At 36.7% G+C, this 12,159-nt stretch carries 10 protein-coding genes; 2 read left to right on the plus strand and 8 right to left on the minus strand.

The window, feature by feature from the left end:
* Positions 1–141: 141 nt before the first annotated feature.
* A complete protein-coding gene (locus OM074_RS20430) occupies positions 142–729 on the minus strand; it encodes a hypothetical protein (protein WP_301202531.1) in 588 nt (195 codons plus the stop codon).
* A gap of 419 nt (positions 730–1,148) precedes the next feature.
* Between OM074_RS20430 and OM074_RS20435 the strand changes: the two genes are divergently transcribed.
* Positions 1,149–1,847: a hypothetical protein gene (locus OM074_RS20435; protein WP_301202533.1), complete on the plus strand. Its 699-nt coding sequence runs from the start codon at positions 1,149–1,151 to the stop codon at positions 1,845–1,847.
* Here the strand turns inward: OM074_RS20435 and OM074_RS20440 are convergent.
* Positions 1,829–2,104, minus strand: a complete 276-nt coding sequence (locus tag OM074_RS20440) for a hypothetical protein (protein ID WP_301202534.1) — start codon at positions 2,102–2,104, stop codon at positions 1,829–1,831. The genes OM074_RS20435 and OM074_RS20440 overlap by 19 nt on opposite strands.
* Positions 2,105–2,635: 531 nt before the next feature.
* Here OM074_RS20440 and OM074_RS20445 point away from each other — a divergent pair.
* Complete coding sequence (locus OM074_RS20445) at positions 2,636–3,391, plus strand: DUF6261 family protein (RefSeq protein ID WP_301202535.1); 756 nt, start codon at positions 2,636–2,638, stop codon at positions 3,389–3,391.
* 131 nt (positions 3,392–3,522) lie between these two features.
* Here OM074_RS20445 and OM074_RS20450 read toward each other — a convergent pair whose 3' ends face one another.
* From OM074_RS20450 to OM074_RS20475, 6 genes are all read right to left on the minus strand, one after another.
* Positions 3,523–4,155: a hypothetical protein gene (locus tag OM074_RS20450; protein WP_301202537.1), complete on the minus strand. Its 633-nt coding sequence runs from the start codon at positions 4,153–4,155 to the stop codon at positions 3,523–3,525.
* Positions 4,156–4,257: 102 nt separating this feature from the next.
* Positions 4,258–5,817, minus strand: coding sequence for a response regulator (locus OM074_RS20455; RefSeq protein WP_301202538.1), 1,560 nt, complete (start codon positions 5,815–5,817; stop codon positions 4,258–4,260).
* Between the two features lie 2 nt (positions 5,818–5,819).
* The gene (locus tag OM074_RS20460; RefSeq protein ID WP_301202539.1) at positions 5,820–6,188 is read right to left on the minus strand and encodes a response regulator; all 369 of its coding nucleotides are present in this window, start codon (positions 6,186–6,188) and stop codon (positions 5,820–5,822) included.
* Positions 6,189–6,251: 63 nt separating this feature from the next.
* Entirely contained in the window at positions 6,252–8,219 is a 1,968-nt protein-coding gene (locus OM074_RS20465) for a YfiR/HmsC family protein (RefSeq protein ID WP_301202541.1), read from the minus strand.
* 10 nt (positions 8,220–8,229) lie between these two features.
* Positions 8,230–10,485, minus strand: coding sequence for a TonB-dependent receptor plug domain-containing protein (locus OM074_RS20470; protein ID WP_301202542.1), 2,256 nt, complete (start codon positions 10,483–10,485; stop codon positions 8,230–8,232).
* Between the two features lie 368 nt (positions 10,486–10,853).
* Positions 10,854–11,963 (minus strand): hydroxymethylglutaryl-CoA lyase-like TIM-barrel protein, encoded by a 1,110-nt coding sequence (locus tag OM074_RS20475; RefSeq protein WP_301202544.1) that lies wholly within the window; start codon positions 11,961–11,963, stop codon positions 10,854–10,856.
* Positions 11,964–12,159: the final 196 nt, after the last annotated feature.

Below are 12,159 nucleotides of genomic sequence, written 5' to 3' on the forward strand. Positions count from 1 at the left end.
TGGTGTAGGGAACCGCCGTATACGAGACCCGTACGTACGGTGGTGTGAGAGGCTCTCCGATAGGCTATTGGCCTATCGGCAGTCTACTCGATTAGGTTGCGTTTCTTCTTATTTCTAATATTTTTCACCAGTTAACATAAACTAGGAAAATTTAAATTCATCATAGGTTGATTTGAAAGAAAGACTGTCATAAAGTTCTAATAAATCTTGTTCTTTAGCTAATCCATGGTCAATGTCAGAAACAAGTTCCCATTTTTTAATTATCTCATTCAATATTTCCTCTTCTTCCTTGTCTGTCAGGAAATATTCAATACTGTATTTTCTTCCGTTGTATTTAAATTTTAACCAATTATTACCACCTCCATTAAATATTGTTCTGTTTTTCTTTGGTTTATATTTTAAGGGATGTCTTAAAAAAACTATATCCTGCATTTCTTTTACGAGAAAATCTTCTTCCTTATATCTCAAACGTTTTTCATTAAATAACAATTTGTCTCTTTTATACCATTTTGCTATGGACAAGTACAACCCTAGTATTATTAAAAAAAATATTAAAGTATAACCAAAGCCATAGAGCCAAGTTGGAGCGTCAAATCTTTCTATATATGCCTTATTACTATATCTGCCAGGAATAAATAATATTGCACAAGCTGTAAGTAAGACAAATACCAACAAAAGAAATCCTTTTTGCCATAAAAATAACACAGACCTTATTCTTTGTATTTCCATTGTTTATTTAAATATCTTGATAACCCGTTTAAATTTTCCTTAACAAGTTTTGAAAATAAGTTGATGTAATTTATACAGTATGTAAATTCAAAATGCAACCTAACACATCCATATCGCTATTTGGTTTATCGTTATTATATGAGTAGTGTTGTGTCTCAGTAGCTCCCTGATTTACCGATCATAATTCCATTTTGGATATATTGGGTTATGAAAATGCTCGTGTTATAATTCTTTTATTCAGTGTTTTCAATTTATTAATAAAAGCGACATCTAAAGTATTAAAAGCAGGTGTAAATTCAAACGTTTTACTCACTTTGTTTGTTGGTTAAATTTAGTGCGCAAAATTGCCTCAGTTGTTTTTTGTACCAGGGTTTTTTCCTCAGTATTAAATTGATATATTTAAACAAAATATATACATAATGAAATCTATAACGTTAATCGTCGCCTCTATTCTAATTACCTCATTAAACATCTACAGCCAATCGCTGAATTTAGAGTCAGATTCAATACTTACCTCTGTTTTTTCGTTGGATGAAATCAAAGGAATTCAATCATTTGTTACTTATGTGGATGATTTTGTGGTTAAAAAAACAAAAGAAGATAATGTTGAAAAGGCATATCATGATTTTTTTGATTGGTATTATGAGTATCAAATGAAAAATAAAGTGACAAAATCGCCCATTAAAACTAAATATAGATATGCATTTCTCGAATCACTGGATAAAGATGTGTTTGATGCTTTTTGGCTAAGGGATTCAACGGTATTGACTGTGAGGTACAAAGGGAAGGAGTACAAAAACCTTTCAGATATTAATAACATTGACATCAACTTTAAGGGAAAGTATATGGAATATATGAAAGAAGTAGGTGAAGTTGATCGTGATTCGTATTTTATTGATGTCCATACAAAAATATCAGCTATGGGAGGGATTCCTGGGGGAGGAGGATTGTGGATGCCAGAAGGTTTTCACCATAAACGGGACTTTAATTTGGTAAAAAACAGAATATGGGCAGCGTGTTATATTTTATGCATTCATGATCATGTTGATATCCGGATGAAAAAATATTTGAAGGAACAGCGCAGAAGAGAATCAAAGGATTATGAGGTGTTAAAATAGGCTACTAAAAATGTTTTTTTACCATTCTCTTCATTAACAAAGCTAGTAAAAATAGATTTTTCACCTGCTTCTTCATTGACATGACCATTTAAAAATGTTTTTCTACCTACACCGTCGTTGACAAGGCTACCAAAAAATGACTTTATACCTATCTTGCAGCTGACAAGACTATCAAAAAATGACTTTTTACCTACTTTGTCGTTGACATGGTTACCAAAAAAAGATTTTTTACCTATCCCTCCGTTGACAAGATTCATATATAGTTCCTGCAGGAAAACTCATGATTCCTACGCTCCCCCCTTTGATTCCCCTAAAGGGGAAAGCTCCAACGCACTGTGCGGAAGTAACTTCCCCTTTAGAGGACTGAGGGGTGTGGGTGAGCTAACAAAAATTTCAGCAGTTTGCTTGCCAACACTATAAAGCTACTTTATGTATCGAACATTAAAACATTTGTACAATAATTCACATAAATTAAAATATTCTGTCCTATTTTGGCATAATACTTGAAAATGTATAACCAAAGTTATTACACACATTTATAGCAGAAATAAAGTATACTACAATTCTCTACTTATAGTAATAATAATTGGCTTGTTAGCCCAACCCTATAAATACACATGGACTGATTAAGCCTGGATCAACGCAAAATTCGCATTTATACAGATTTTGATAACTAAATGTGTTTCCACATTAGGTTACCTGGTACTTTTATCTTCTGTTTAAATGCAGGCGCGCCTCTCATTTTTAATATGGATCAGAAAATTAACTAACCATTAAATGTTTTTATTATGATGACTACAATGAATTATTCAATGCTTGATAATGGTACTATGTTTTCATTTTGTAAACATGCCTTATCTTTATTCGGAAATGAAGAGAATATTGCACCAACATTGCTTCCTTTTTATAATAAAGCGAAAAAGTATCATAACATGATGCTGAATATCTTTGAGAAGGAATCAATTGATCCTTACACCCAGAAAAAGGCAACAGCCGACAAAAACAGGAATAGAAGTTTTTACGCTTTTAAGCATATTGTAAGTGCTTGTGCTATATGTAGTAAAGAGTCGATTCAAACTGCAGGAAAAAAACTGATGTCGCTTATAAATAAGCATACAAAATCCTTATCAAGGCTGGGGTATAAAAAACAATCCAGTGCGGAGATTCTTCTTATTGACGAAATACGCAAAGAGCATATGGCCGAGTTGGAAGAGTGTAACGCCATAGTTTGGTTTGAGGAGATGGAAAAAGATCAAGTGAGGTTTGAAAGTGTGATGAAGGAGAGTTTGGAGGATCTGCCTGATGGGCTACCTAAAATGACAGATACCAGATATGAACTAACAAAAGAGCTGCGTTCGCTGTTTAACTTGGTTGATCTGTTAAGTCAGGCCACCCCGGACGATGAACTTATTCGTGTGAGGGAAAGGATTAATCAGTTGATATTAGACACCATGAGTAAGGCACGGGCAGTTGATACCCGTAAAAAGAACAAATTGAAAAAGGATGTGGAGAACGATATCGATAATGAATATGATGTAGGTTAAGTGTAATTAGTTTATATATATACCCTGAGCGTTAACGCGAAGTTAACCTCAGGGTATTTTTCCGGGTGACTATTATACTCCCCGGGTGACTATTTGCAAGATGCTTATAGTCACCCGGGGAGTAATGGTGACTAGATCACCAGTCCATACTCCTCAATAATATTTCGGTTAATCAATTTTCCATTCCTTGTTCCTGCAATATCTTTTGCCGAAGAATATTCCCATTCGTATATGGTATTCACCAAACCAGCTTTAACCGGATTCTGATGGATGTATTCAAAACATACCTGAGGATACTGCAGTTCGGATATTTCCGTGTTTATGATTGTACCAGCGTTAGTGTTTCGGAATGCAGGAGTGATCTCTTCAGAGAGGGTCAGGCATTTGGCTTTTGTTCCTTGCCTGAATAGAGACCCGGATCTTTTCTCCTGGATGTTGATGGCTCTGGTATAGGAACGTAATATTATGGCTATCGAATTGTTGAGAGTTTTACTCCCCGGGTGGCTATTGGCAAGATGCTTTTTATTCACAGGGTGACTATTGGCAAGATGCTTATAGTCACCCGGGGAGTAAAAAGAATTCACCTTCACCATCAAGTGAAAATGATTTGGCATTAAACACCAGGCCAATACATCGCAGTATGGTAAAATGTGCTTATGTATTTTATCTAAAAAGAAAAGGTAGTTTTCACGAGTGAAAAAGATCTTTTGCCTGTTGTTGCCTTGATTGTAAATATGGTATAGTTGATCTGGTTGAAAATGCATAGTTTAAAATTTACTTAGCTACTCACAGGGCGACTATAGCAATACCTATAGGTACCCGCGATGCCAATACTTACAGGGTGACTATAGTCATCTTACCTATAGTCACCCTGTGAGTACACACAAGAATTTATTGAATATTGAAATGATTTTATCAGGTTCAGCTGGTTTTGCTATAAAGTCGTCAAAGCCAATCGCAGTTGCCCTGTCTTTGTCTTCTTTTGTGTTGTAGGCAGTTTGAGCAATTACCGGTATGTTTGCCGTTAATTCTTTTATTTTTTGAGTGGCTTCAAAACCATCAAGTAAAGGCATTTTAATATCCATAAAAATCAGGTCGATATCTCTATTCATATCAACATAGGCAATAGCTTCTTTCCCATTTCTGGCATGGAGTATTTCTATTTCGGTATCAATTAATTTGTTAATCACCGTTTCAAGGTAATAATAGTTTACTTCTTCATCTTCGGCAATCAGTATTTTGTATTTTTTTGCAACACTTATAAATTTTGAACCGGTTTCTTCTTTTGTTGGTATGTTGATGTCATCCTGAAAGATAGGGAGCGTTACTTTAAAGGTTGAGCCCACGCCTTTTTTAGAAGAAACAGAAATATTGGCACGAATAAGTTTGGCATTTTCGCTGGCTATAGAAAGCCCTAAACCTAAGCCGCCAACCTTATTTGAAAACTCCTTCTGTTCCTGTGAAAAGCGATGGAATATTTTGTTAAGGTTTTCCTGGTTTATCCCTATGCCAGTATCCCTGACAAAGATTTCGATCATTTTATCATTATATCTAAATCCAAAATCAACATGACCTGTTTCGGTATACTTAAACGCGTTGTCGAGTAAGTTGCTGATAATAGTGTATAGCCTTGTTTTGTCTGTATAAACAATGGCCTCTTTCCCATTATATTCAGTTTTTAAGTCCAATGGAATACCTTTTTCTTTTGAAGTAAGGCTAAACACAGACATTAATTCAGACATTAAACCATTCAGGTTAACCTCAGTAAGGTTGGCAGTGGCTTGTTTGGTAACCAAGTGAGATATTTCAAGAATATCATCAATGATGTTAAGTAGCTGGTTCGAACTGCTTTGGATGATTTTTATATATCCTTTTTTTTCTCTTTCAGAAACGTGTTCATTGTCCAGAAGATTGGAGAATCCTATGATGCCGTTCATGGGCGTGCGGATTTCATGCGAAAGGTTGTAGATAAACTCTGTTTTTAGCTGGTCGCTCTCTTCAGCTTTCTTTTTGGCAATGAGGAGCTCTTTCTTTTGGCGTTCGTTTTCTTTTTCTAGCTCATACACCCGTAAAGCATCACTCATAATATCCAGCAAGGCTCCTTCGTTCCATGGCTTTTGAACGTATTGAAAAACTCTTGCTTTGTTGATAGCATCTTCAATGGCATCAATATCTGAATATCCTGTAATTAGGATCCTGTTTGTTTTAGGGAATTTTTGGAAGGAGTATTTTAGCAATTCCACACCGGTCATCTCTGGCATCCTCTGGTCGCTCAGGATTAAGTCGATGTGGGTATTTTGCATGATTTCAATGCCTTCTTTTGCAGAGCTGGCAGTATGTATGTTGAATCTTCTACGGAAAGTGTCTTTAAAAATCCTTAAATTACTTTGTTCGTCATCTACGTATAAAATGTTAAATCTTTTCATAATTAATTGTTTATGCAGTCGGTTATCGTTTGTTTCAAATCATTGTAATCCCATGGTTTTGAGATGAATTTTGAAAGTTTATACTCTTTAAAAGCTTTTTTAATTTCTTCATCTTCGGTATACCCCGACAGGATGAGCCGGTTGGGAGGTATGTCGTTAAATAAGGTATTTATTGCCTTTAAAAGTTCCACGCCTGTCATATCCGGCATTTTTTGGTCGGTAATAACAACATCAACTTTGTTTTCTTTGAGGATATCAAGTGCTTTGGGGCCGGATTCTGCAGTTAATATGTCGAAATCCCTTCTAAAAGAATCTTTAAAGATTCTTAGATTGCTTGTTTCATCATCAACATATAAAATTTTGTATCTCATAATATGTTCAGTTATCAGATCTGATGCTTCATCAAATTTATTAAAATATTCACAATTCATGAATTAATTCATGGGCAATTTTATAATAAACTCACTCCCAGTGTTTTCATTAGAGATGACATCAATGGTGCCGTTGTGCTCTTCAATAATTCCGAAAGTGATTGATAGGCCCAGGCCTGTTCCCTCACCTACGGATTTGGTAGTAAAAAATGGGTCAAATATTTTCGACTGGATATCATTGGGTATTCCGCAGCCGCTGTCTTTTATTGAAACGTTGATAATATCATCCAGTTTTTCAGTAGAAACGGAAATGGTTCCCTTGTCTTCAATTGAATCTACAGCGTTTGATAAAATATTAAGAAAGGCCTGGTTGATTTTTCCAGGGAAACAGTAGATTTCAGGGAGTTTGTTATCGTAGTTTTTAATTATTTCAATCCTGTTTTTGTATTTGTTTTTCAACAGGAGCAGTGATGTATCCAGACCGCTGTTAATATTAAGCAACTCGCATTTGTCCTTGTCCATGCGGGTGAAATTCCGAAGGCCTTTTACAATTTCGGCAGTCCTGTCAGCTCCCAGCTTGATGTCGTTAATAATTTGAGGAATGGCTTCAACTGCCTCATCAAAGTAATTTTCTTCTTTTAATTGCTTTATGTATTCAATTTTTTCCTTGAGGTTTTCGTTTTCGACATTAAGGTTGCTCACTTCGTTTATTACGGGTTCGATATCTTCAAAGTCTCTCAGCAGGCTGTTGATTCCGGCATATACAAAGTTTATCGGATTGTTTATTTCGTGTGCTATGCCTGCCGACAATACCCCCAGAGAAGCCATTTTTTCGGAGTGGACCAGTTTGTTTTGGATGCGTTTGTTTTCTTCAAGAGTGGTATAGAGTTCTTCGTTTTTCTCTCCCAATTCATCCATCATCGATTCAATAAGGTTTTTGTTTTTCTCCAGGATTTTGTATTGTTCTTCAATTTCTTTTTTCTGTTTTTTTAATTGTTGGTTTTTTCTCTTTTTATCGTGAAAGGCTTTAAGCATCAAAAAAAACAGTACCAGGATAATGGTTATGGCAATGCTAAAAATAACTACCACATTTTGTTGTGTTTCTATAATGCTGTTTTTTTGCGACAGGATTTTTTTATTGTTTGATATTTCTTGTTGTTGCTCAAGCAATATGGCCATGTTATTGCTTATTTCGCGGGTATAATCATTGAGCATGTTTTTTGCTTGTTGAAGGCTGTCGTTAAAGTTCTCTAGTTTTTCCTGGCTTTTGATGTATGCCTGTTTTTGATTGTTGATTTGGGTTTTGTAGTTTTTTAATTCATGGTTCAGGCTTTGTCTTTCTTGCTTTTGTTGGTCAATAGTGTTTTTTTGAACCTGGAGTTTATTTTGCTGATTTGATATTTTGTTTTGGTTTTCTGAAAGCTGTTTCCCTAACTCTCCCAAACTGTCTTGAACAACATTAAGTCTGGAGTCGGCATTTTTAAGTTGCTTTTGTGAGTTTACATACATTTCGGCCAGGTCAACGATGCTTCCTCCCATCAATAAAATTTCGTCATCAATCTTTATGCCGCGGCCATAAATATTCCCTTTGTTCATCTCAAACTTTATTCTATGTTCCGACTCATAAAGGTTGAGCATGATCTGGGTTTTGTCGGTATAATTTTCAGTTACCAGCAGGGCCTGCGAATTTTTTGTTTTACGGAAAATTTGTGGATAAAGATCTGATTTGTCTGAATCTATGAAAATGAGGCAGGCTGAGTTATAGCTTTTTTCGGCTAGTGGATCAATAATTAGTTTTATGGGTTTTTTATGAATTTTCATTTCTTTTTCCATTTTCCTGAATTCAGAAATGACATCATTTTCTTCGCTAACCAGCACTATGTTATAAAAAGGCAATTCTGATTGGGTTTGAGAGCTGGACAGGTTGGCGAAATTATAAATATAAGCGCCAAGGACATCTGTTTTTGTTACCTGGCAAAAAGCGGAAAGATTGGCGGCGGTTAATAATAGTAATAAAATATTCCGGATCATGGATGTGGTTTTATTGGTGTAATTTATAAATCAGGTTAACATACAAGTTTCGCCCGGGTTGTGGGTGATACGGAGGAATGTATCCATCCGGATTTACGTTGTTGATGTAGTCGTAATCATTTATAAATCCGGAACCGTTTTCTCGTCCTATCCCATAGAACTGGGTGTTGAATACATTATTTACAATTAGCTGAGCCATTAAGTTCTGGTTAAACCTGTATGAAGTAACCCAGTTTGCTTTAAAATAGGATGGTGCATATCCATCTTTGTAGGTTTGAAGCCATTTGTTTGTTATGGGGGCTTTTCTTTTTCCTACGTAGTTCACTCTAAAGTCAGAAGAGAGTTTCCCGTCAAGGAATTTGGCACTGATACCGGCATTTATTTTGTGCCTGGCAGTACGGTCTATTTTATAAAAATCTTTATTGCTATTGTTATACCCGGTTATGAAATTGTAGTTGCACGATAAGCGAACCGTTTTGTTTAATTGATATAGTAAGCTGTATGAAAGGCCACCTATTTTCTTGGTTCCAATGTTTTCAAAACGCTCCCCTGATGGCATGTTCGTGTCGTCTACTTTACCAATAAGGTTTTGTACTACCGAATAATAAATGTTCAGTTTAGTAGATAATTGTTCGTTAAATAACAGGCTCGAAAATTCGGTTTCGTAGGTGTTGATATTTTGGGGGGTGAGGTTTGGGTTGCCTCTAAATTCGCTATATAATTCAAAAATACTGGGTTGCCTGAATGCCCGGCCATAGATAAATTTTGCCCCAAAGGCGGGAGTCCGGTTAAAATCAATCGCAAAACGTGGGTTGATAACACTTCCGTATTCTGAATTGTAATCGTATCTTATACCAAATGAACTGGAGAAATTATCATCAAGTTGATGGTCCCAAAGTGTGTATAAAGCAAATTCTTTTACATTGTACGTTGGGTATTTTTTAAATTGATTAATCCCATCTCCTGCAACTGCAATATCCCATGAGCCAGGGGTAGATTGTTTGTTTTCCGGATAAATGCCCAGTGAAATAATACGGTCGCTTTGGCTGCTGATACTAGCCTTGAAGCCAAATGATAAATCGTTTCGGGAATCCAGATCGAAAAGGAGTTTTTCTTCCAGATAGGTTTGGTGGCTATATCCTGCATAGTTTTTTCTCATATCAGTAAAGCGATATAAGTATTTAAATCCTCCGTCGGGAATAATATTGGTGGCCCTGAAAACCAGTTCTGATGCCAGGGATAACTTTGGATTTAGAGCCGTTTGGTTGTGGGCATAAATATTATAATTCCGGTAATGATTTGTGTTTTCAAGATCATTCAGGTCGTATTCATATGCAACAATGGCCGATCCGTAAGCCCTGGTGTTATCTGTTATAAAAAAGCCTAGTTCGCTGTCTTTATACGTGAGCTTTGATCGGATTGCGTAATTGTGTTGGTGCGTGTTGAAGCCATCCTCAAGATGTTTTCCTCCATCGGGATTAATGGTATTTGTATGGAGATTCCCTTCTGCATCATAGTTTGCAAGGATAGTTGCCGGGCGAAGTATATTGTGGAAATAATTGCCTGGGTCATATCTGTCGTCACCTCCATCTCCTTCTGAATTGTAATAGTGGAAGGCAAGAGATAGCTTTAAATCTTTTGTGATGTCGGAACCAATAAACACTTCCGCTGCCTGGGTTGAATGCGATCCTGAAAGGATATTGGCATCTATACCCTTGTGGTTTTTTTGGGTTATGATATGGATGATCCCGGTAAAAGCCTGTGCGCCATACATTACAGAGCCAGGTCCTTGTATTATTTCAATTTTGTCTACATCTATTAATATGTTTTCGTAGGTCCATAAAAGAGACCAGTTAAAGCTGATGTTGTTTTGGATGATTCCGTCAATCATGATGAGTATTTCCGGGTTTCCAACATCGCCAATGCCACGGTTCATACAAAATGTAGGGTATTCGCCACCACCATCGTTAAACATCATAAAGTCAAAGCCCGGAATATCCTGGCAAATATCTACCAAAGTTTTATAGCCCCTTTCTTCTATCATCTGATGAGTAATGATAGTGATATTTGAAGGTGCAGATTTTCTTTTCTCTTCTTTAATAGATCCTGTGGTAATGGTAAGTTCTGATAAGTCCTTTAACGAATAATTATAAGTGAAGTTATCCTGTTTGTCCTGTGCAGAGGAAGGGTTGTAGCAAAAGAATACGAATAAGAATAACAGGGATATATTTATTATGGGGTTAGTTTTTGAGTTCAGTTTATTCATATAATTATAGGTTTTCGCAATTTGGTGCAATAGAAAAATTGAAAGTAATGATTAAAAGTACTTATAATTTTTAAACAATTGCGTGTTAGCATTGTTAAAGTTGATAAGATTCCGGCAATTTATGGAAGATAGAAAAAGCCTGCAATATTAAAAATACTACCACCCCAGCAGTATAAAAATATATTTGCAGGCTTTTTCGGTTGGTGAGGATGTATAATACTGATCAAATATGCATACCCCTCTTGCGTAACCTTTATTTTAGTGCCAAAGGTTACTGATGTATAATTGTAGTTTTAGGTGTGTATCTGTTTGTTGCCCCGGAACTTACTATTGTCTGGTGCTTTTGTTATGTTTTGATCTATATTAAATTAAAGCCTTAGGATGAGCTCTCTCAGTTCATCATTGTTCACGCTTTGTTTTTTTGTTTCAGCAAGTTTTTTGACTTTGGGCAGTATTTCTTTGCCTTGTTCTGTGCTGATATGGATTCCCATGCTTGCCAGTGTATCCAATACTGATGCAACCCCCGAGTGCTTACCAATAACAAAGCGGGATTTTTTGCCAACTTCGGAAGGGTCAAAGGCATGGTAGCTCATAGGATTGTTTAGCAACGATCGACAATGGATCCCTGATTCGTGACTTGTTATGAGCTCGCCAGTAATAGGTTTTGTTTGGCTCACTTTACGGTTCGAAACTTTTTCTACAAACTGGCAGGCTTCGGTAATGTTTTTCAGGTCGATTCCCAGGTTTTGGTTTAAAGAGAATTTTGCTGCTGCAGCCACCTCTTCTAAAGGGGCATTGCCGGCCCGTTCGCCTAGTCCGTTAATGGTTACATCAATGCTGTTGCATCCGGCCTGCAGGGCAGCAAGGCTATTGGCTGTAGCCATACCTAAATCGTTATGGGCATGGAATTCCAGATCAATTTCCGGAAATAGGTTACGATAAGAGGCAACCATCTCATGAACAGAAAAAGGATTCATGATCCCTACCGTATCAGCAAATCGTACTCTTTGTACACCCAATGAAACAGCCATATCAATATAGTCTCTTAAAAAAGATGGATTGGCACGAGAAGCATCCTGGGCTCCAATCCCAACAAAATCGAAGTGGTTGTTGGCCAGACCAATCATAATTTCCATTTGGGCAAATACCCATTTGTAATCTTTTCCAATGGCTGCCAATTGTATATCGCTAACAGGAAATGAGATGCTGATTCGCTTTGTCCCGGTTCGTTTTGCAGCCATAATATCTGAAACAGTAGCTCTCGACCAGCAAAGCATGTCAAAGTTAAAACCTTGTGCAATAATGGTCTTAATGTCTTTTTCTTCTTGTTGAGATATGGCGGGCGTTCCGATTTCAGCTTCAGTGATTCCCATTGCCTCCAGCATTTGAGCAATTTTTATTTTCTCATCTAAAGAAAATACGACTCCTGCAGCCTGCTCTCCATCTCGTAATGTGGTGTCAATTAAGTACTGTTTCATGTTGTTTAGATTTAGAGATATTAGATAGTGCTTGCAAGAAAACTCGAATTTATTCCAACCCGCACCCTCCAACTCTCCCGAATACAAGTTCGGGACAGGCTCTAAAGGGAGAGTGTCAACCCACACGGTGCGAGAGGCTTCCCCTTTAGGGGATGAGGGGTGAGCGGAGGGGGCCACTATAATACAGGAGTTTTCT

This window comes from Plebeiibacterium marinum, assembly GCF_026013615.1.
Taxonomy (GTDB): Bacteria; Bacteroidota; Bacteroidia; order Bacteroidales; family Marinilabiliaceae; genus Saccharicrinis; species Saccharicrinis marinus_A.